This is a genomic window from Pseudarthrobacter phenanthrenivorans, from assembly GCF_000813845.1.
GTDB lineage: Bacteria > Actinomycetota > Actinomycetes > Actinomycetales > Micrococcaceae > Arthrobacter > Arthrobacter phenanthrenivorans_B.
The window spans coordinates 51,411-72,447 of sequence record NZ_JWTB01000013.1; the positions used below are offsets into that span (position 1 = coordinate 51,411).

Consider the following 21,037-nt stretch of genomic DNA (forward strand, 5'->3'; position numbering starts at 1 on the left):
ACTGATGCTTCCCAGTGGTGGCTCCGACCGGCGTCGATCCGGTGACCTTTCGATTTTCAGTCGAACGCTCTACCAACTGAGCTACAGAGCCTAGGTGACTAGTCACCATGAGAGCCGGAATTACTTCCAACAATCAGAGCGACCCTGACGGGACTTGAACCCGCGACCTCCGCCGTGACAGGGCGGCGCGCTAACCAACTGCGCTACAGGGCCTTGCGTTTCTTGCTTCACGGTATCTCTACCGCTTTTTTCAAGGCTTCCAGCCTACCAGACTTTTTTAGCCTGTTTGACCAGTTCCTTGCGTACCCCCAACGGGATTCGAACCCGTGCCGCCGCCGTGAAAGGGCGGTGTCCTAGGCCGCTAGACGATGGGGGCCAGAACCCGTTCGGAACAAAATAAAAGGCGAGAAGCGAGGCTTTCCGTCTTTGTCCTTTGCGTTTCTCCGAACTGGACTCTAAAACTATAGGGCCTCTGCCGGAATTATCCAAAATCGGCGGAAATCCGCGCCAATTCCCGCCCCGGCGCGTAAAGATGGACGGATGGATGCCGTCGCAGCACTCAACGAGATTGCTTTCTGGCTGGAGCGCGGACGCGCCGCCACGTTCAAGGTCCAGGCCTTCCGCAAGGCGGCGGCCGCCATCAGTGCGCTGCCGCCCGGGGAAGTGGCCGACCGCGCCCGGAGCGGACGGCTTAAGTCCATGAAGGGCATTGGTGACCGGACCTTCGCCGTGATCCGGCAGGCAGTGGACGGCGAAGTGCCGGACTACCTCGCCGACCTCCGCGAGAAGGGCGCGCAGCCGCTCGCCCCCGGCGGGGCTGACATCCAGGAGGCGCTCCGCGGCGACCTGCACAGCCACAGCGAGTGGTCCGACGGCGGCTCCCCCATTGAACTGATGGTTGCCGCTGCGGGGGTGCTGGGGAGGGAGTACCTGGCCCTGACTGACCACTCCCCCAACCTCACTATCGCCAACGGGCTCTCGCCCGACCGGCTGCGGGACCAGCTGGATGTGGTGGCGGGCATCAACGACGGCGGCGGGACAACCCGGCTCCTGACCGGGATCGAGGTGGACATCCTGGAGTCCGGTGACCTGGACCAGGAGCCGGAACTGCTGGAGCGCCTGGATATCGTCGTGGCCAGCGTCCACTCGAAGCTCCGCGCTGACCGAAAGACCATGACCAAGCGCATGCTCGGCGGCATCCAGGACCCGCAGACCAATGTGCTGGGCCACTGCACGGGCCGGCTGGTGGAGGGCACCCGCGGAACCCGGCCGCCTTCCGAGTTCGACGCCAAGGAAGTCTTTGCAGCCTGCGCCGAGAACAATGTGGCAGTGGAGATCAACTCCCGTCCCGAGCGGCAGGATCCGCCCGATGCCTTGATCCAGCTTGCGCTGGATGCCGGGTGCCTGTTTTCGATCGACAGCGACGCCCATGCGCCCGGGCAGCTGGATTTCCTGCAGTACGGCGCCGAGCGGGCAGCCCGCAACCACGTACCCGCCGAGCGGATCATCACCACCTGGCCCGTGGACAAGCTGCTGGCCTGGGCCAGCCAAACCTAGGCGGGACCGCCGTGGCCGATTCCCGCCAGCCCCGCGCCCTGGCCGGCCGTAGATTGGTCTTATGCCTTCAGCCCACCCTGCCCAGAACCGAATGAAACCTCCGGCCGTGGCACCCGCCCCCGTCAAGGCCCTCGGCGTGGCGGCCATGGTGGTGACCGTGGTGCTGTGGGCCTCTGCCTTCGTCGGCATCAGGGCCATTGGCCCGCACTTCTCCCCCGGCCCGCTGACCTTGGGCAGACTGTCGGTGGCCGCCGTCGTCCTGGCGTTCCTGGTGGTGCCGCAAATGCTCAGGAGCCGGCTGCTGCCCAAGGGCCGGGAATGGCTGCCGATCATCGCGTACGGGGTGATGTGGTTTGGCGGCTACAACGTCGCCCTGAATGCCGCCGAACACATTCTTGATGCCGGAACCAGCGCCCTCCTGATCAACGTCAACCCCATCCTGGTGGCCATCATGGCCGGATTCTTCCTCAAAGAGGGGTTCCCGCGCTGGCTGCTCATCGGCAGCACGGTGGCGTTCGCCGGCGTGGCGCTGATCGCCCTGGGGTCCGGACGGCCGCGGGTTCCCGGGGAAAGTCCGACGGCGGACCTGGCAGGCGTGGCGCTTTGCCTCCTGGCGGCGGTGCTCGCCGCCGTCAGCGTCATCATCCAGAAGCCGGTGGTGCGGAAGTTTCCGGCGGCTCAGGCAACCTGGTTCGGCATCGTGGTGGGGGCGCTGTGCTGCCTGCCGTTTGCCGGACAGTTGGCGTCCGAGGTGCAGTTGGCTCCGCCCGGGGCGACCTGGGGCCTGGCATACCTGGGGGTCTTTCCCACAGCGATCGCCTTTACCACCTGGGCCTACGCGCTTTCCCTGGTGGACGCCGGCAAGCTGGCGGCCACCACCTACCTGGTGCCCGGAACCACTGTCCTGATCTCCTGGCTGCTGCTCGGTGAAATCCCCACAGCCTGGGGACTCGTGGGTGGCCTAGTGTGCCTGGTGGGAGTAGGACTGACCCGGCGGAGGATCCGGGGCTGACGCTGCCGTGTGGGGCTAAAGTCGGAGTATGCCAGCCAGCCTGCCGCCGGGCCTGCCGATCATCCCCTCCGGGCCGGATGGGCCTGCCGCTAAGAAACCTGTGCCCTCCCAGGGAACATCCCGCTTCACCATGTCCCCGGACGACTTTGAGGCGGCCGTCCAGGATGCCCTGGACAGCATCCCGGACAGCCTGGCCCAGGCCATGGACAACGTGGCGGTCTTTATCGACGACGACTACACGCCAGGCCCCCGGGAAGACCCGGACACCGTGCTTTTGGGGTTGTATGAGGAGGTTCCCCTGACCGAACGCGATTCGTGGTGGGACGCCGGCTCCCTGCCGGACCGGATCACCATCTTCCGCGAACCCATCCTGGAAATCTGCGCCTCGCGGGACGACGTCATCCACGAGGTCGCTGTCACGATAGTGCACGAAATCGCGCATCATTTCGGCATCCCGGATGACCGGCTGCACGAGCTGGGCTGGGGCTAGCCTGTAGCCATGGGACACGACCATAGCCACGGAATCACCGGTACCAGGCGGCACCGGAAACGCCTCGTGGCCGTCCTGGGCATCACGCTTGGTGTGGTTGTCATCCAGACGGTGGGCGCAATACTTTCCGGATCGCTGTCGCTGCTGGCAGATGCCGGCCACATGCTGTCCGATGCCGCCGGCGTCACCATCGCCCTCATGGCGGCCTGGATCGCGGGACGCCCGGCGAGCGACCAGCGGACCTACGGCTTCCAGCGCGCCGAAGTGCTGGCGGCGCTGGCCAATGCCCTGATCCTGATCGTGATCTCCGCGGTGATCTTTACCGAGGCGGTCCGCCGGTTCAGCGCACCGCCGCTGGTGCAAACGGACATCATGCTGTTTGCCGCCATCCTGGGTGCCGCGGCCAACCTCGCCTCGCTCCTGGTCCTGCGAACGGCGCAGGAGGAAAGCCTCAACATCCGGGGCGCCTACCTGGAAGTCCTTGGCGACCTCCTGGGCTCCCTTGCCGTGATCGCCGCAGCGGCAGTCATCAAGCTCACGGGTTTCCAGGCGGCGGACACGATCGCCTCGGTCCTGATCGCCCTGATGATCCTGCCCCGGGCCTGGAGCCTGCTGCGCGACGTGGTGGACGTCCTGCTGGAAGCCACCCCCAAAGGGGTGGAGGTGCAGATGATCCGCGAACACATCCTGTCAGTGGCGGGCGTGACCGACGTACACGACATCCATATCTGGACCATCACCTCGGGTGTTCCCGTCTTTTCCGCCCACGTTGTGGTGGATGACGGCGTCCTCAACGCCCGTGGCGCGGACCAGCTGCTGGACAAGCTCATCAGCTGCCTGGGCTCCCACTTTGACACCGACCACTGCACCTTCCAGCTGGAACCGGCAAGCCACTCCGAGCATGAAGCCAACCAGCATGCCTGAATCCGACACGCGCCGGTCAGTTCCCACGAAAATGACACAGTTGTGGTTTATGTTATTGATGTGACTGCTGTTGCTTATGTGCATAACGTCACGTAACCTCGGACTGCTGGCGAGCAGCTGAGGGGCACCGTCGTGCCACATCCAGAACCTCACTCCCAGCCCGAATGTTGCGAGGTCTCTGCAGATGGCTTTATCCGGATCCGGCCGCAGGACGGCCGTGCTGTGCGCCGCCGTCGTCCTTTTTGCTTCCGTTGCCACGCCTGCTGCCGCTGTCCCGGTGGCATCCTCGCCGCTGGCCGTTCCGGCGTCGCCTGAGATCCCATCGCCTGAAGACATCGCGGCAGCGAAGGCCAGCGAGTCCGCAACAGCGGACCAGGTGGCCTCCATCGAGCGCATCCTGGCTGATGCCTCCGCAGCCCAGCAGGCGGCATTCGCGGTGGCCATGCAGGCCAACAACTCTTACAGCGAAGCCCTGGTGGAGCTTCAGCAGCGCACCGACGCGGCTTCTGTCGCGGCCGCGAAGGCTTCGGCGGCCCGCGGACAGCAGGACAAGACCCGGAAGAAGGTGGGACAGCTTGCCGGGGATCTCTACCGCAACGGCGGCCTGAACCCCACCCTTGGAAGCCTGGCGGGCGGGGGCGACAGCCTGCAGCAGGCGGCCACCCTCGAGGCACTTTCTGCCAGCCGGAGCCGGGCATTTGAAGCGGCCGACGCCGCGGCCACCGCCTACCGTTCCCTGACCGCGGCCGCCGACGATGCCACAAAGGCCGCCGACGATGCGGCGAAGACCGCGGAACAGCGGAAGTCCGAGGCAGAACAGGCGAACGCCGCCCAGCTGAAGGCCGTCGCGGATGCCAAGGCGCAGCGGACCGTGCTGGTGGACCAGCTGGCACAGCTGCGCAACACCACCGTGGCGCTGGAATCGGCCCGCGTGGATGCGTTGGACCGGCAGCGCGAAGAGGCCCGCCTGGCCGCGCTGTCCGCCGCCGCCGACAAGGCGGCCCAGGACAAGGCGGCCCAGGACAAGGCGGCACAGGACAGCGCTGCCCGTGGGAATGCCGCTCAGGACCAGGCATCCCAAAACCAGCGGCCCGCGGCACCCGCCCCTGTCGCGCCGGCCCCGGCGGCACCTGCTCCCGCGCCTGCTGCACCCGCTCCGGCACCGGCACCGGCACCCGCTCCGGCCCCTGCACCCGCCCCCGCTCCGGCTCCGGCTCCGGCTCCGGCTCCAGTTATTCCTGCCCCGGCTCCCGGTCCGGTGGAGCCCGCTCCGGCGCCCACGCCTCCACCCGCGACCGGGGCAGGCACGTATGAGGCCGCCATTTCCGTCGCCATGGGCAAGGTGGGCGCGCCGTACTTCTACCAGTGGGGCGGCACCGGGCCGTACGGTTTTGACTGCTCCGGCCTGGTCCAGAATGCGTTCGCCGCAGCCGGGAAGTACCTGCCGCGCACTGCCTCGCAGCAGTATGCCGCCGCCCCGGTCCACGTCCCCATTTCGCAGGCCCGCCGCGGCGACCTGCTGGTCTGGGGTTCGGCGCCGAACTTCTACCATGTGGCCATCTACCTCGGTAACGGCCAGGTGGTCCAGGCACTGAATCCGCAGGAAGGGATTACGGTCTCCACCATCAGCTCCATGGTCGGCATGGACCTGTGGCCCTACGCGGCACGGTTCTAATCAGCCCCGCATCAGCCCGGCCGGTTCCAGGCACCCATGCTGGGGCCGCCGTCGTCAGCTCAGGATGTCCTTGGTGACGAACCGGCCATAAGCGAGCGCCCCGAACACCGCCACGTAGCCTGCCTGGAGCAGGGCATTGCTGGCGAAGGAATCCCAGACCAGGGGCTGGCGCAGCATGTCCCCGAAGCCAAGCCAGTAGTGGCTGAAGAGCCAGGGGTGCAGCCACTCCAGCTGGGGAAGCTGGTCCAGGACCTGCGAAACCACGGAGACGACCACGGTGGCAGCCATCGCCCCCACCGGGACCACGGTCAGCGTGGACAGGAACAGCCCGATCGCCGACAAGCCCGCAAGGGACACGGCCAGGTAGCCGGCGATCAGCACGATGCGCAGGGCCGCCTCCCACGGTTGGACCACCCCGCCCGAAAGCAGGGTCACCGGACCAACCGGGAACAACGCCGCGCCGATGGCTGCGCCGGCGGCGCCCACGGTCAACGGGGCAACAATGCAGAACGCCAGGGCGCCGGCGTACTTGACCAGGAGCAGGCGCACCCGGCCGGCCGGGGCCACCAGGAGGTAGCGGAGGGTCCCCAGGCCCGCCTCCCCGGCAATGGTGTCCCCCGCGACCACGCCCACCGCGAGTGGCATGAACAACGGAACGGAGACCAGCATTGCGGTAAAGGCCACGAACAGGCCATTCTGCGTGATCCGGTCCAGGAACGCCGGCCCCCGGCCCGGCGGCACCGTGGAAGAGACCCGCACGGCGATGGCAATAAGCACCGGAATGGCGGCCAGCGCCACCAGCAGCGCCCAGGTCCGGCGGCGCCCGAAGAGGACCTTGAGTTCCGAACCCAGCAGGGACAGCCCGGACGTTCGCGGCGCGGCGGCCGGCTGGGCGGTTCCGGCTGCTCCGGCTGCTCCGGGCAGCCCGGCGGGGACACTACTGGGCAACGTCGAATCCTTCCCCGGTGAGGGCAACAAAGCGGTCTTCAAGGCTTTCACGTTCGACGGCGAAGCCCCGGACCCGGACGCCGGCCTGGACCAGGTGCGCCACAACATCCTCGGGAAGCACCGCTTGTTGCCCGGCAGCGGCCGCCAGCGCGGCGACCAGCGTTTCGCCGTCCGGCTGCGGGCGCGCCTGCCCGGTGTGGCCCGGTTCCAGTGCCAGCCCGAGCCCGGCCAGGACCTGCCGGGCCACGCCGGCGTCGGGCGTGAGCAGCCTGAGGCGGGCGCTGCCGGCCTGCCGCAACTCGGCCAGCGGCCCCTGTGCCACGAGCTTTCCGGCGCTCATGACTGCCGCATGGCTGCACATCTGGTCCACCTCCGCCAGCAGGTGGCTCGAGACAAAGATGGTGGTGCCCTCGCCGGCCAAGGACCGGACCAGGTTCCGGACTTCCCGGGTGCCCTGCGGGTCCAGCCCGTTGGTGGGTTCATCCAGCACCAGCAGGTCCCGTGGCGACAGCAGGGCGTTGGCAATGCCCAGCCTCTGCTTCATGCCCAGGGAGTACGCGTGCACCCGCTTGCCTGCCGCATGCTCCAGTCCGACGCGTTCCAGGGCCCGATCAACCCTGGCCTTGCGGGTGGAGGGGACGGTGTGCGGGCCGGCGGCGTCAAGCCGGTGCAGATTCGCCGCGCCCGATAGGAAAGGGTAGAAGGCCGGCCCCTCCACCAGGGCGCCCACGCGGGGCAGGACGTCATGCAGCTTCTCCGGCATCTCCTGCCCCAGCAGCCGGACCGTTCCGGCGGACGCGGCGGCCAGGCCCAGCAGCATACGGATGGTGGTGGTCTTTCCGGAGCCGTTGGGCCCCAGGAAGCCGAAGACCGTTCCGTGCGGCACGGCCAGGTCTACGCCGTCGACGGCGGCCTGCCGGCCAAAGTGCTTGCTGAGGCCCCGGGTTTCGATGGCCAGGGCGGCGTTGCCCGGGCCGGCCCCGGCTTCCCCCGCACTCCCCCGTTCAGCCACTGGCTTGAGCCGCCATTTACTGGGCCGCTGCTGCTGCCGACTGCAGTTTCTCCGCCGGCACCATCCCCGCGAAGACCCGGCCGTCGTCGGTGATCAGGACGTTGAGCAGGGCGGTCGAAAGCAGCCGTCCGCCTGGCACGGCGACGGCAGCCTGGGCCAGCAGCGGGTCCTGCAGCAGCTGCCCGGCGGCCGACGCTGATCCACGCGGCGTGCCCACCACGGTCTCCCAGCCGGTTCCGGTCACGGAAACGTCCGGATGGTGGTCCATGGCGGCCGGGTCATGGCCCGGAACGGGCTGGTGCGGTTTGTCAGGGACCGGGAGTTCCTTGATGGTGCTGCCCGGCGGCGGGGTGAAGCTGAAGACCGACGCGTCCGGGGCGTCCAGCGAGAGGCTGGTGAACCTGGAGACGAAAGCGGGCCCGCCCGCACCGCGGGCGGTGACCTGGACGGACAGGGGCAGGCCGTTTTCACCGTCGACGGCGATGGCCACCTTGCCCACCAGGGTTGCGTCCGTGCGGGGCTCAATCAGCAGGTTATAGGCGGCCCGCCCGGCCACCGAAACATCCGGGCCAACGGAAACGGCGGTACTGGCGTCGACCTTGGCCAGCAGTTGCCGGGCCAGTTCGTCCGGGCTGTGCATGCCCGGTTCACCCTGCCGGTCCCGGGAATGGGGCGGGTCCTGCGTGTCCGCCGGCAGCGCCAGGTGCGCAGCGGTGTTGTCCTTTGAGGAATAGAACCAGACGTCGCTGCCATGGCGGACGATGTCCCGTTCGGCCAGCTGATCCATCACCTGCACCCGGGCGTTGTCCTTGCCGTCGAGGTAGATCCGCGCCGTGTGCTTGCCTGTCAGCAGTTCAATGGCGGATGCCACGCTGCCCGCGGAGGCAGGCGCCGACGGCTTTCCGGCGGCCGGCAGCTCCGGCAGCCCGAGATCCGCGGACTGCTCAATGGTCCCCGAGAGTCTGTCCACCTTGTGGCTGGCCACCAGTTCCAGGACCTGGGCGGGAGTCTTGGCGGGCAGTGGGTTGCTGGCCCCCGCCGGCAGGGACCCAACCAGCGCGCCGGCGGCGATGACCACCGGAGCCGCGACGGCGGGCAGCCATCCCAGCCATGGCCTGCGGCCTGGTGTGCTGGTTCGTTGCACCTGAAAATGGTGGAAGCGTCCGCTGGAATCCAGCCTGTTGGAGCCCATAGGTAAAGACTACGCCCGTGCAGCCGGGTCTGCGTCCGCGGGCACTTTTCCATCCCCGGCGCCCGGATGGTGCGGCACAACGGTGCCCGCACCGCCGTCGACCGTTATTGTCTGCCCGGTCTCTATCGCGATGGTGGCGTCCGGGACTCCGACAACGGCCGGAATGCCGTACTCCCTGGCCACGACCGCACCGTGCGAGTTGGCCCCGCCCATTTCCATGACCAGGCCGCCGGCGGTCAGGAACAACGGTGTCCAGCCGGGGTCCGTTGACGGGGCTACCAGGATCTCCCCCGGTTCGAGGCGGGCGCCGACGGGATCCCGGATGACCCGCGCAGCCGCCGTGACCGTTCCTGCCGATGCAGGGCTCCCGGCAAGGGTTCCTTCCGGGACATGCCCGACGGCGGTGCGCACCGCCTCGGGTTCGGTACCGTCAGAGAGCAGCACCCGGGGGATGTGGCGGCGTCCGAGCTCACGCTCATATTCCTCCCGCCGCTCCGCCACGCGTGCCCGCAGGTCCAGGGCGTGGCCGTCACCGGCACCGTTCGCGGTCAAGGCCTGGCGCGTCTCGGCGAAATCCAGGAAGAACACGTCATCCCGCCGTTCGATGCTGCCCGCGCGGGCAAGTTCCCCGCCCACCATCAGCAGCTGCCGGCGGACTTCCGCCAGCCCGTTAACCAGGTGGTATTTGGGCAGTTCCCTCAGGCCGGCGTACAGCCGCGCGCGGCGGAGGGCGGCCCGCACCAGGAGTCCGCGGAGCCTGCCGTGCGCGGCAGCGCGGGCAACCAGGAGGTCGACCTGCGCTTCCGCGTCCTCGGCGGCCCTGCTGAACTGGATGTCGGGGGCGAGGGCAGGGTTGTCCAGCCGCAGGTAGTTTGCCAGGATGCCCAGGATATGGGCCGGCTCCTCCGACCATCGGGGCTGCCCGACGTCGATCTCCGCCACCGCCCGGTGGCCGTACCGGTCCAGGAACCGGGTCAGCCCGGCCTCCAGGCGCGCCGGCAACTGGCCGGCCTCGAAAGCCACCGCCAGGCCGGAGGGGTCGCCGGCCAGCAGCGCTGTCCGCGACTGGGCGTCGTCCCTGATCGATTCGGCCAACTGCCACAGTTCCAGGTCCATCTGGGTGGTGATGTTGTTGGGCAGGCCGCGGATCACGGGCTGCAATTCATTCCACGCATTACTGCCCAGGAGTTTTCCCGCTGCCGCCAGCATGGCGAAACCCAGGGCTGGAAGGGGCAGGATGGCCGGGACAATCTGGAACAGCCGCGAGCCCAGCAGGGATTCGGCATGGTCAAGACGGGCCAGGGGGCCGGCCGGGGCAGCCGGTGCCAGGGATGCCTCGAATTCCCGTGTGAAACGGTCCATCCTGCGGAGGGCCGCGGCGGGACGGACCAGCGCCACTATCAGGGCAGCGGGGACCTTGGCCCGGGCCGCCACCGGCACGACATGGCGGAGCAGACCGAACGGCGTCCTGGTGGTGACCGAAAACGCGGGATCGTCGAAGAGTTGGCGCATGACGGCGGCCGTCCGCGCTTCCATGACGTCGAACACCCTGGGAACGAACCGGCGGCCTATGGCACTGCGGAGGGGGGTGGTGAAATCGATGTAGATCCGTTGCCCCGCCTCTGCGTACGGTGATGGTCCGCGCCGGGGATCGGGGACCGGGAAGCCGGCGGCCGTGGCCACCGACGAGGCGATGAGGCGAACGGCCGCGAGGCCCATGGGCGTGAGTGGCCGGGTGAGCCCCTGGGCCAGGCTGAAGCAGAGGTATGCCCTGGTGCCGGAAACGGGATACCTGCCCGGCGGGACGGTGCCTGCGGCGCCGTTGCTTTTTGGGACGGGGTACAGCGTGGTGATCGGCCTGGACTGGGTGAGCCACATGGTGCCCGCGGGGTCGATGGCCCATTCGAGGTCCTGCGGAGCGCCGAAATGCGCTTCCGCCTGCAGGCCCAGCCGGGCCAGGGCCGCCACCTGCACGTCTGTGAGGCAGGCGGCGCCGCCCCCTTGTCCCCCGCGAAGGGGTGCCGTTACCTCCCGGGTTTCTGTTCCGCCGCCGGGCAGTGGCCGCACCTCCATGCCTGTACCGCCGGTTTTCCGTTCCAGGACCCTGCCGGTCAGCCCATCCACCACGAAATGGTCCGGATTGACCGTCCCCGAGACCACGGCTTCCCCGAGGCCCCGGGCGGCATCGATCACCACCTGCCGCCGCCTGCCGGTCAGGGGATTCGCCGTAAACATCACGCCCGCGGTCTCCGCTTCAACCAGCCGCTGGACCACCACCGCAAGCGCCACGCCTGCCGGTGCGATGCCCAGGGTTGCCCGGTAGGCGGTGGCCCGGTCTGTCCAGAGCGACGCCCAGCAGCGCCGGACCGCGTCAAGGACCGCGGGAACCCCCACCACGTTCAGGTAGGTGTCCTGCTGGCCGGCGAAGCTGGCGAACAGCAGGTCCTCCGCGGTGGCCGAGGAGCGGACCGCCACCGGGACGCCGGGGCCCAGGGCCGTGTAGGCCTGTTCCACCGCGGTCGCCACTGGCCCGGGTATCGGGGCTGCCAGGATCGCGGCCCGTGCCGTTGCCGCAAGTTCGTTGAGCCGGCCGGGTTCCAGGGCGGGACCGCCGGCGGCGAGGGCGGCGCTGGCCTCGGCAAGCCCGGGAAGGAGGGAACCCGGGACGCCGACGGACTGCCGGTAGGCGTCCGTGGAGAGGCAGAAACCGCCGGGGACCGGCAGCCCGGCGGACAGCAGTTCACCGAGGTTGGCTGCCTTGCCGCCCACCAGTGGGAGCATCGCGGCGTCGAGCCGGCGCAGATCCAGGACCAGGCCGGTTTCCGTGCCGGCGGCTTCTGATGCAGATCCCTGCCGTTCCATGTCCCGGGCGCCTTATGTCCTGTCTGCCTTGGCCGGCCGGCGGGTCAGGCGGCGTCGCCGAGGATCGGGCCGAACCGCGCCCGGTCGGCCAGGCGGGGGTCCTCCCGGTCCGGGACCACCATGACGGGGCCCTTGGCATGGTGGAGAACGCCGTCGGAGGTTGACCCCAGGAGCATCCCGGTGAAGCCGCCCCGGCCCCGGGTGCCCACCACGACGAGTTCCACGTGCCGGCTTTCCTCGACGAGCACGTCCACGGGGGATCCGTCCTTGAGCTCGTAGTCGGCCTGCAAGTGGGGATAGTGGCTGCGGAGCCAGGCCATGCCGGCGTCCAGGGTCACCCGGATGTCCTCGAACAGGGCTTTCCGGTCCATGGGCGCAGGGACCCATGCCAGGGAGCCGCTGTACTGCGGCACTGCGCAGACCACACGAAGCGCCGCGCCCAGCCGTTGCGCCTGGTCGGCTGCTTCCAGGACCGCGACCCGCGCCTGCTCAGAGCCGTCCACGCCAACCACCACCACGTTCTCCACCGACCGGTGGCCGGATTTGGCCTGCTCCGCCCTGATCCGGCGGTCCTCGATGGTCTCGCCCAGCCGGTCCGAGCAGAACAGGGGCACGGTCACGGTGGGGCATTTCGCGTGGGCGGGCAGGGCACTGCTCACCGATCCCAGGAGCCGGCCGACAAAGCCGCCGCGGCCGCGCGTACCGACCACCAGGAGCTCAGCGGTTTCGGAGATCTCCAGCAGGACTCCGGCGGCGTCGCCGTTCTCGACAGAGGAAGTGACGTCGACGTCGTAGGTGGCAACCTTTTCCAGGGCCTGCCGGACGATCGCCTCTGCACCTTCGCGGATGACGGAATCATCAACGGTTGCATAGCCGCCGTCGAGGCCGGACGCGGCAAAGATCGGCACGGAGTAGGCGGTGACGATATGGAGCGGACGGCCGCGGCGCTGGGCTTCCCGCGCAGCCCACACCAGGGCGCACTGGCCGTGTTCCGAGCCGTCGACACCAACCACGATGCCCTGCGGACCGGCAGGCGCATCACCGCCGTCCCATGCCGGGTCGGGGTGCAACTCTCGTGAGCCCATGGGGGCCGCCTCCTCGCGATACGCCTGATGTTGCGGCTATTCTGCCAGAAAACGGGCTGCTCCCCGTGCACCCCGGCCACCGGCGTTACGGCCAGGAAGCACCATCTTCCGTTTTCAACTATTCTCCGTCCACCAGGCCTTAGCAAGCCTGTTCAACGCCCTCCCGCCGCGGTTATCCACAGGCACTTCCGGGGGCAGCGGAAACCGCGTTCAGGCGCTCCGGAATGTTTTCTTCTTTGGGCTATCCACGGCCGCATTTGTTCTGTAGTCTTCAGGACATTGTTGGTCCGGGACGCCGACTGCATCTTCCTGCAAGGACGCTCCCGGGCCATGCTCTGCGTCCGTTCCTGGGGTAACGGGACGCGGGCCCGGCGAGGACGCCGGCACCTGCCAAAAGCTCCGAAGGAGGGAAAACTGTAGTGTCACGCATGCCTGGGGATGCCGGAACCGAACAGACCACCACTGTCATCATTGGCACCGGCCTGTCCGGACTCGCCGTGGCCGCGGAATTGCGCCGCTACGGGGTGGACTCCATCGTGGTGGACGGGCTGGACGTCCTTGGCGCCGGCCAGCCCGCGAACACGTCGTCGCTGCAGCGCTGCGACGCGGCTGACAGCGGCAGCCTCCGGGAACGGAACGAAATCCTGCGCCACCTGCGCAATTACGCGGCAAGCCACAGCGTTGACGTCCGCAACACCACGCGGGCCGTCCAGCTGACCATGCTGGAAGGCCCGGGTCGCGACGCCGCACCGCAATGGCAGGTGCACACCCCCACAGGCATCCTGGTGGCCGACCATATTGTCCTCACCCGGTGCGCGCACAGCCAGCTGCGCCGGATGCTGAACGACTTCGGCATCGCCGTCGGGCGGAACGTGGCCGCGGCCATGCGGGCCATCGGCATCTACCTGGTGGGAGTGGGCGAGCTGATCACTCCCTCGCCCAAGGAAGTGCTGCGCCAGGCCAAAACCGTGGGCCAGGCGATCTCCGCGAAGGTCAACCCGGACAGGCCTTACCCCTCCATCACGGCTTTCCCGGCAACGGGAAGCCTGGCGGCCCTGGGCTGCTGACGGACGTCCCGCTGCCCGGCGCCGGCCTGGACCAGGCAGGTCCTCGCCGCGGCTGCTATTCCCCGTCGTTGTCTGTGGTTTCCCCGTCGCCCGTCAGGCGGCGGCGCGCCAGGACGGCAAGTGCCACGAGCAGCCCCACGGCGACGGCAGCAAAGATCACGATGCTCCACTGGAAGGGCTGGCCCGCGTTGGCCGGCTCGCCCGGCTCCTCCGTCACCCCGGGCTTTGCCGTACCGATGCCCGGAACTGCGGCGGCCGGCGTCGAACTTACCGTCGACGATGTTCCGGGAGTGGAGGTTCCTGACGGACTGGCGCCGGCCGCGCCGGAGGCAGCGGTGAAAGTGAACGTGCCCTCAATGGGATGCGAGTCGGCGCTGACCACCCGCCAGGTCACCGTGTATCCGCCGGCAGGTCCGCCTGGACGCAGCTTCTGCGTGGCAACCGCGTCCACGATCTGCACGGCACCATCTGCCCACTCGGTGCCGGCGGCATCCTTGACGGAGAACGAGGAGCCGATCCCCAACGGCGTGTTGCTGAAAGTCACCGAGACCTCGGCCGGCGGGGCCGGCACGGTGGCACCCTGGGCTGGGCTGGTGGACTCCGCAGCATCATGGGCCGACGCCGGACCGGCCAGGCCCAGGACCACGGCTGCAAGGACAAAGGAACCGAGCACAAGGCGCGGCAACTGGCGGCGGACTGGGCGCATATCTGGGCTGCTCCTCGTGTTGGATTCCTTACAGACTAGGCGATTTTGCCCGCCCCGGACCTGCTCTCCCCTTAGGATGCAGGTATTCCCACACACTTCCCCGGAGGACTAATGCTTAAGCAAGGCTCTGCCCTGGACCGGTATTTCAGGGTCACCGAGCGCGGTTCCAACCTGTCCCGCGAGATCCGCGGCGGGTTCGCCACGTTCTTCGCCATGAGCTACATCGTGGTGCTGAACCCGCTGATCCTGTCCGGTCCGGACTCGAACGGAACCACGCTGGGCTTCACTGCGGTGGCCGCCGTGACCGCGTTCGTGGCAGGCATCCTGACCATCCTCATGGGGGCGTGGGGGCGGCATCCGTTCGCCCTGGCCACCGGCCTTGGCGTGAACGCCTTCGTGGCCGTCACCGTGGCAACCAATCCCGGGCTCACCTGGCCGGACATGATGGGCCTGGTGGTCCTCTCCGGCGTCACCATGCTGATCCTGGTCCTTACCGGGTTCCGGACCGCGGTGTTCAAGGCCGTGCCGGACGGGCTCAAGACGGCGATCGTGGTCGGCATCGGCCTATTCATCGCACTCATCGGACTGGTGAACGCAGGCTTCGTGCGCCGCATCCCGGACGTCGCCGGTACCACCGTCCCCGTGGGCCTGGGCTTCGAAGGCAAACTGCTCGGCTGGCCCACCGCCGTGTTCGTGTTCGGCCTGATCCTGACCATCGCCCTGGTGGTGCGCAAGGTCAAGGGCGCCATCCTGATCGGCATCATCACCTCAACCGTGCTGGCCGTCATCCTGGAGATGACCCTGCACATCGGCCCCAGCTTCGACGGCAAGAACTTCAACCCCCAGGGCTGGTCACTGGTGGCACCAGCGTTCTCCGGCTGGGCCGCGCCCGACCTGTCCCTGATCGGCAAAGCCAATCCCTTCGGCGCCTTTGAACACCTCGGCTTCGTGGCGGCCACGCTGCTGGCCTTCGTGATCCTGTTGAGCATCTTCTTCGACGCCATGGGCACCATGGTGGGCCTGGCCAACGAGGCCGGCACGGTGGACGAACACGGCAACATTCCCGACGTCGACCGCGTCCTGCAGGTCGACGCCCTCGGAGCCATCATCGGCGGCGGCGCCTCGGTGTCCTCCAACCAGATCTACGTCGAGGCCGGCGCCGGCATCGGCGAGGGCGCCCGGACCGGTGTGGCATCGATCGTCACCGGCCTGCTGTTCCTGGTGGCCATGTTCTTCACCCCGCTGATCAACCTGGTCCCGTTCGAGGCCGTGGCCCCCGCACTGGTGGTGGTGGGCTTCATGATGGTGTCCCAGGTGGGCAAGATCGACTGGCAGGACTGGGGCATCGCCATTCCGGCATTCCTCACCTTCACCCTGATGCCGTTCACGTACTCCATTGCCAACGGCCTGGGCGCCGGATTCATCGCCTACGTCCTGATCCGCACCGTCCAGGGGCGCATCAAGGACATCCACCCCTTGATGTGGGCCGTGGCGGCGGCGTTCCTGCTGTTCTTCGCCATTGGACCGATCGAGGCCGCGCTGGGCATGTAGCTACACCGGGGTGTTCGGCGCGAGTCCTTCGTCGCCGGACACCGCCAGCGCCTTCCTTTGCCGCAGCCGGTCAAGCCGGTTCATCAGCGGCGAGGTGGTGGCCCCGTGGATCACGATCGACAGGGCCACCACCAGCCCCACGAAGGACCACAGCCACTTCGCCTGGCCCGCGAAGTGGCCTTCGCCCAGCGCGAAGGCCAGGTAGAAGATCGAGCCGATGCCGCGGATCCCGAAGAAGGACAGGGCGATCCGTTCCCGGGGCCCGGTCTTCCCGCCCAGCAGGCCCAGCCAGCCGGCGAGCGGACGGACCACGAGCAGGAACGCCAGCGCCACCAGCAGTTCCGCCAGTCCCACGCCGGCCAGCAGCCCCCTGGCGATGGCCCCGCCGAGCAGGACCAGGATGACCACCGTCAGGAGCCGCTCGAGCTGCTCCACATAGGAGTGCAGGACCCGGTGGTACCCGTGGCTGCGTTCTGCGGCACGGATGGTCACGGCGCACACGAACACCGCAACGAACCCGTAGCCTTCCACCATCTCGGTGAGCCCGTAGGCCAGGAACGTTGCCGCAAGGGCCACGAACCCCTCCGAGTGGTTGGAAAGGCGCAGGCTCTCGCGCCGCGCCGAGAAGAACAGCGCAGCCAGCAACTTTCCGGTCAGGAAACCCAGCAGCAGCCCCAGGGCGAGGCGCCACAGCACGTCCATCCCGAACCACCCGGCCAACCAGCCGGACGACGAATCGCCCGCGGCGCTGATGGCGATGGCCAGGTACACGAACGGGAAAGCCAAACCGTCGTTGAGGCCGGCTTCCGAGGTGAGGCCGAACCGCACCTCGTCTTCCTTGTCGGTGCTGCCATCCTCATCCGCGGGTTCGCCCACCTGCACCTCGGAGGCCAGGACAGGGTCCGTGGGGGCCAGGCTGGAGGCCACCAGCAGCGCCGCCCCAAGGCCAAGGCCCAGGAACCACATCCCCAGCAGGGTCAGCCCCAGGATGCACAGCGGCATGGCAATGCCGAGCAACCGCCAGGTGGTTGACCAGCGCTTGCGGCCCACCGGCCGGTCCAGGGCCAGTCCGGCACCCATCAGCGAGATGATCACGCAGATCTCGGCAAGATGCATCACGAAGTCGGTGTGCTCCACCGGATTGGGGTCCGGCAGCGACGGAATCAGCGCGAATGCCCCCATCCCCGCGCCAAGGAAGACCATGGGCATGGACAGGGGCATGTCGCGCAGGAGCTTGGGCAGGACTGCGGCGGAGAACACCGCCAACCCGGCTGCGGCAAAGAGGATATCGGGGGCTTCGAACATGGGTGGCCCTCCAGCCTGGGTGGTTGGTGGTCCGCGGGCAGGTCACGCTGCTGCCCTGCGGATCGGTCTCACCATAACCCCTACCCAGCCCGGCTGCCCTTTCCCGCACGCCGGCCCCGGCGCGGGGTTCTTGGATCCCGGACAGCACGACGGCGGCGGCGCTGGTTTTCCTGTCCGGCATGCGGTGAGCTTGAGGCATGTCCCTCCAGCTCCCCGCCGTCGACGTCCCGCCCCAGCCCTGGACCGGAAGGGACGACGGCGACGGGCCCGGCCACCGCCGCTGGTGGCAGGCCGTGAACGCCGCCGGTGCGCCGGCCGTGGGCGGAACGGCAGCCGCAGCAGACACGGCAACAAGCACGGCCGCTTCTGTCCGGAAGCTGGCCGTGCTGCTCGGTTTTGCCAGCGACGAGGGAGTGCGCCGCAATAAGGGGCGCACCGGGGCGGCCGCCGCGCCGGCGGCCCTGCGGAAGGCGCTGGGCCCCTTGGCTTTCCACCTGGACCGGGCGGTGGCTGACGCCGGCGACGTCGCGGTGTCCGGCGGAGACCTGGAGGCCGGCCAGGAACGGCTCGGCCAGGCGCTCGCAGCGCTGCTGGCTGCCGGGCACCGGACCGTCGTCCTGGGCGGCGGCCACGAAACCGCATACGCCAGCTACCTGGGCGTCAGCGCCTCCCCCGCGGTCCGCAGCGGGCAGCGCCTGGGTGTTTTGAACCTTGACGCCCACTTCGATCTCCGGGACGAGCCAGTGCCCAGCTCGGGCACCCCGTTCCTGCAGATGGCGCGGGCGGAAGCGGATGCCGGGCGGGAATTCCGGTACGCCGTCCTGGGCATCTCCGAGCCGAACAACACCCGGGTCCTGTTCGACACTGCCGGCACGCTGGGTGTCCGTTACCTGCTGGACGAGGAATGCGACGCCGACCGGGCCCGGGACTTCGTGGCCGGCTTCCTGGCGGATATTGACGTGCTCTACCTGACCATCGACCTGGACGTCCTGCCCGCCGCGGTGGCCCCGGGAGTCAGCGCACCCGCAGCCTACGGCGTGCCGCTGCCGGTCATTTCCGCCGTGTGCCGGCAGGTGGCGCAAAGCGGCAAGCTAATGCACGTTGACGTTGCGGAACTGAACCCGGAGTTCGACGTCGATGGCCGGACCGCCAAAACCGCTGCCCGGCTGGTGGACACCCTGCTGCGCTGACCGGCACTGCTGAAGAGCCTTACGCACCCTTCAGCACATACCGCCGTTCTGGCCGCCCCACCCCGTACTTGAGCCGCACATCCAGTGTCCCTTCGTCGTGCAGGTACTCGAGGTAGCGGCGGGCACTGACGCGGGAGGTACCCAGTGCCTCCGCGACTTCGGCCGCGGACACATCGCCCGGAGCAGCATTGAGGGCCGCCTCCACCAGCTTCAGGGTTTCGATGCTGCAGCCCTTAGGCAGCGGCCGCTCCGAACGGTCCAGGCCGAAGACCCGGTTCACGTCCGATTGCTCCGCCACGTCCTTGGCGGCATCCAGGCCCTGGTAGGCACTGCGGTAGTGTTCCAGCCGTTCCTGCAGGTCCGTCTGCGAAAAGGGCTTGATCAGGTAGTGGACAATGCCGCCCCGGAGCGCCCTCCGCACGGTCTCCACCTCGCGGGCGGCACTGATCACCAGCACGTCCAGTTCCGGCGCCACCGCCCGCAGCCGCTGCATCAGGTCCAGGCCGTTGATGTCCGGCAGGTGGATGTCCAGCAGGACCAGGTCCGGCTGAAGCCGTTCCGTTTCGGCCACCGCCTGCGCGCCGGTATGCGCCGCGCCCACCACGGAAAAGCCCGGTGTGCGCTGGATGAAGCCGGCATGCACCTTGGCCACCATGAAGTCGTCGTCGACGATCAGGACCTTGATCATGGCTGGGCACTCCCTCGTTTCAGCACGGCGGTAAAGACAGCCCCATTATCGTTGGCCACCGCCAGATCCCCGCCACTGCGGCGGCAGACCACCCGGGACAGCGCCAGCCCAAAGCCGCGGCTGCCCGCCGGCCCCGGTTCCTTGGTGGTGAATCCCTGGCGGAAGATGTGGTCGGTGGCGCCGCCGGGGATGCCCGGGCCGTTGTCGCGGACCGTCACCACAACGTCGTCCCCCGCTTTGCCCTCCACCAGCACGCTGACGGCTGCCTGCGGAAGCCCCGTGACGGCGTCGAACGCGTTGTCCACCAGGTTCCCCACCACGGTGGTGAGGTCCCGGGACAACCCGTCATCAACCCTGTCCAGCACGGAGGCCGGGTCCAGCTGCAGGGCCGCACCCCGTTCCGTGGCGAGGCTCGACTTGGCGATCAGCAGGGCGGCGAGCGCGGGGTCCTTGATCCGGCCGGTCACCTCATCGTTGAGCCGTGTCCTGTCCACGGTGGCGCCGTTGACGAACTGGACCACGGAATCGTATTCGCCGATCTGGATCAGGCCGGAGATGACGTGCAGCTGGTTCGCGAACTCATGCGCCTGGGCGCGGAGGGTGTCCGTGGCCGTGCGGGTGGTGCCCAGTTCCTGCTCGAGCTCTGAAAGTTCGGTGCGGTCGCGGAGGGTGGTCACCGAGCCGATGACCTTGCCGCGGGACTGGATCGGCACCCGGTTCATCACCACCAGCCTGTCGCCCACCAGCACCAGCTGGTCCGGTCCGGGCTGCTCGCGCGTGAGGACCTGCTTCAGGGCGGGCTCGACGGCGAGGCCCGCCACGCGCTTGCCCACACAGTCAGGCGGCAGGCCCAGCAGGGCACGGGCACTGTGGTTGGCCACCGTAATGCGGTCATGCAGGTCCAGTGCAACCACGCCCTCCTTGAGTCCGTGCAGCATGGCTTCCCGGTTCTCCACCAGGCTGGTGATTTCGCTGGGTTCCATGCCCAGGGTCTGCCGCTTGACCCGGCGCGAGAGCAGCAGGGAGCCGGCGATCCCCAACACGCTGGCGACGCCCAGGTAGGTGAGGAGGTTGGGGACGGCGTCGCCGAGCCGCTCCAGCACGGTGGGGTAGTTCCGGCTGATGGAGGCGATCCCGATCATGCGTCCGGTGTCGTCAAGGACGGGGACATGGGCGGACAGCAGCGGGGCCGGACTGCCGCCCACCACCCCCGTCCAGGCCCGGCCTTCCATCACCCTGCTGGGCCCGAGCTCCAGCGGCTCGCCCACCATGCTGGGGTCCGAGGACGCCACCACGGTCCGGTCCACCCTCGCCAGCGCCACCCGCGATGAGCCGGAGACGATCCGCACTGACTCCGCCACGGACGGCAGCACGGCCCCGCCGCGCGGTTCAGCATCCGGCAGGAGTTCGCGCACCACGGGATTGCCGCCCAGGGCCTCCGCCGCGGAGAGGGCACGGCGGCCCTCCGTCCGTTCGAAGGCCGCGGCGGACTGGGCCAGCGAGATGGCCACCACGCCCACCAGGACGGCCAGGACGATGAGCAACTGCAGCAGAAGGTACTGCCCCGCAAGGGACATTCCTCGTCGTCGAGTCACGATGGTCTTCCTGGTGTTGGGGTGCAGGCCGGGCTGCGGCGGTTTTGGCCGGCTGCCACTGCGCGCACAAGGATGGGACGCAAGGCCGGGGTGGTACGGGGAACTATATCCCAAAGCCTCCAGCGGGGCCGTTGTGGGGTTTTCGAAACGTGAACGCAATGAACACAACTTTCTCTGC

17 protein-coding genes and 3 tRNA genes are annotated in these 21,037 nt (G+C 68.6%); 8 read left to right on the forward strand and 12 right to left on the reverse strand.

The annotated features are described in order from the left end of the window. Positions 1 to 15: 15 nt before the first annotated feature. From RM50_RS07125 to RM50_RS07135, 3 genes are all read right to left on the reverse strand, one after another. A tRNA-Phe gene (locus RM50_RS07125) sits at positions 16 to 91 on the reverse strand. Positions 92 to 139: 48 nt separating this feature from the next. Further along, positions 140 to 213, reverse strand: a tRNA-Asp gene (locus tag RM50_RS07130). Between the two features lie 90 nt (positions 214 to 303). Next, positions 304 to 376: transfer RNA gene (locus RM50_RS07135), tRNA-Glu, on the reverse strand. 164 nt (positions 377 to 540) lie between these two features. Here RM50_RS07135 and RM50_RS07140 point away from each other — a divergent pair. The 5 genes from RM50_RS07140 to RM50_RS07160 all read left to right on the forward strand — a co-directional run bounded on the left by RM50_RS07140 (position 541) and on the right by RM50_RS07160 (position 5,658). After that, entirely contained in the window at positions 541 to 1,557 is a 1,017-nt protein-coding gene (locus tag RM50_RS07140; protein WP_043451264.1) for a PHP domain-containing protein, read from the forward strand. Positions 1,558 to 1,648: 91 nt separating this feature from the next. After that, positions 1,649 to 2,569: a DMT family transporter gene (locus RM50_RS07145; RefSeq protein WP_156133853.1), complete on the forward strand. Its 921-nt coding sequence runs from the start codon at positions 1,649 to 1,651 to the stop codon at positions 2,567 to 2,569. Between the two features lie 28 nt (positions 2,570 to 2,597). After that, positions 2,598 to 3,059 carry a metallopeptidase family protein gene (locus RM50_RS07150; protein WP_043451267.1) on the forward strand — a complete coding sequence of 154 codons (462 nt, stop codon included), beginning with the start codon at positions 2,598 to 2,600 and terminating at the stop codon, positions 3,057 to 3,059. 9 nt (positions 3,060 to 3,068) lie between these two features. Continuing rightward, positions 3,069 to 3,983: a cation diffusion facilitator family transporter gene (locus RM50_RS07155; protein WP_043451268.1), complete on the forward strand. Its 915-nt coding sequence runs from the start codon at positions 3,069 to 3,071 to the stop codon at positions 3,981 to 3,983. Between the two features lie 184 nt (positions 3,984 to 4,167). Further along, positions 4,168 to 5,658, forward strand: coding sequence for a C40 family peptidase (locus tag RM50_RS07160; RefSeq protein WP_043451270.1), 1,491 nt, complete (start codon positions 4,168 to 4,170; stop codon positions 5,656 to 5,658). A gap of 54 nt (positions 5,659 to 5,712) precedes the next feature. On the opposite strand, the gene RM50_RS07165 is transcribed toward RM50_RS07160, so the two are convergent. Genes RM50_RS07165 through RM50_RS07185 form a run of 5 tightly spaced genes read right to left on the reverse strand, consistent with a single transcriptional unit; the run spans position 5,713 to position 12,757 of the window. Then, the gene (locus RM50_RS07165) at positions 5,713 to 6,606 is read right to left on the reverse strand and encodes an ABC transporter permease (protein ID WP_052260024.1); all 894 of its coding nucleotides are present in this window, start codon (positions 6,604 to 6,606) and stop codon (positions 5,713 to 5,715) included. Next, positions 6,596 to 7,618 (reverse strand): ABC transporter ATP-binding protein, encoded by a 1,023-nt coding sequence (locus RM50_RS07170; RefSeq protein WP_043451272.1) that lies wholly within the window; start codon positions 7,616 to 7,618, stop codon positions 6,596 to 6,598. Before RM50_RS07170 ends, RM50_RS07165 begins: the two co-directional genes overlap by 11 nt. Before the next feature lie 16 nt (positions 7,619 to 7,634). After that, the gene (locus RM50_RS07175) at positions 7,635 to 8,762 is read right to left on the reverse strand and encodes a LolA family protein (protein WP_052260035.1); all 1,128 of its coding nucleotides are present in this window, start codon (positions 8,760 to 8,762) and stop codon (positions 7,635 to 7,637) included. Between the two features lie 57 nt (positions 8,763 to 8,819). Beyond that, positions 8,820 to 11,672 carry a PEP/pyruvate-binding domain-containing protein gene (locus RM50_RS07180; protein WP_043451274.1) on the reverse strand — a complete coding sequence of 951 codons (2,853 nt, stop codon included), beginning with the start codon at positions 11,670 to 11,672 and terminating at the stop codon, positions 8,820 to 8,822. 44 nt (positions 11,673 to 11,716) lie between these two features. Then, the gene (locus tag RM50_RS07185; protein ID WP_043451277.1) at positions 11,717 to 12,757 is read right to left on the reverse strand and encodes a universal stress protein; all 1,041 of its coding nucleotides are present in this window, start codon (positions 12,755 to 12,757) and stop codon (positions 11,717 to 11,719) included. A gap of 428 nt (positions 12,758 to 13,185) precedes the next feature. Here RM50_RS07185 and RM50_RS07190 point away from each other — a divergent pair, with 428 nt between their 5' ends. Then, positions 13,186 to 13,824 (forward strand): FAD-dependent monooxygenase, encoded by a 639-nt coding sequence (locus RM50_RS07190; protein ID WP_043451278.1) that lies wholly within the window; start codon positions 13,186 to 13,188, stop codon positions 13,822 to 13,824. Between the two features lie 55 nt (positions 13,825 to 13,879). On the opposite strand, the gene RM50_RS07195 is transcribed toward RM50_RS07190, so the two are convergent. After that, the gene (locus tag RM50_RS07195; protein ID WP_043451280.1) at positions 13,880 to 14,530 is read right to left on the reverse strand and encodes a copper resistance CopC family protein; all 651 of its coding nucleotides are present in this window, start codon (positions 14,528 to 14,530) and stop codon (positions 13,880 to 13,882) included. Between the two features lie 111 nt (positions 14,531 to 14,641). Here RM50_RS07195 and RM50_RS07200 point away from each other — a divergent pair, with 111 nt between their 5' ends. Next, positions 14,642 to 16,081: an NCS2 family permease gene (locus tag RM50_RS07200; protein ID WP_043451281.1), complete on the forward strand. Its 1,440-nt coding sequence runs from the start codon at positions 14,642 to 14,644 to the stop codon at positions 16,079 to 16,081. Here the strand turns inward: RM50_RS07200 and RM50_RS07205 are convergent, their stop codons facing one another. Beyond that, positions 16,082 to 17,386, reverse strand: coding sequence for a cation:proton antiporter (locus tag RM50_RS07205; RefSeq protein WP_043451283.1), 1,305 nt, complete (start codon positions 17,384 to 17,386; stop codon positions 16,082 to 16,084). A 197-nt stretch (positions 17,387 to 17,583) separates the two neighbouring features. Here RM50_RS07205 and hutG point away from each other — a divergent pair, with 197 nt between their 5' ends. Beyond that, on the forward strand, positions 17,584 to 18,576 hold the full coding sequence (gene hutG, locus RM50_RS07210; RefSeq protein ID WP_043451285.1) for a formimidoylglutamase: 993 nt from the start codon (positions 17,584 to 17,586) through the stop codon (positions 18,574 to 18,576). 19 nt (positions 18,577 to 18,595) lie between these two features. Here hutG and RM50_RS07215 read toward each other — a convergent pair whose 3' ends face one another. Further along, positions 18,596 to 19,264 (reverse strand): response regulator, encoded by a 669-nt coding sequence (locus tag RM50_RS07215; protein WP_043451286.1) that lies wholly within the window; start codon positions 19,262 to 19,264, stop codon positions 18,596 to 18,598. Continuing rightward, entirely contained in the window at positions 19,261 to 20,841 is a 1,581-nt protein-coding gene (locus RM50_RS07220) for a sensor histidine kinase (RefSeq protein ID WP_043451288.1), read from the reverse strand. Before RM50_RS07220 ends, RM50_RS07215 begins: the two co-directional genes overlap by 4 nt. Between the last annotated feature and the right edge of the window lie 196 nt (positions 20,842 to 21,037).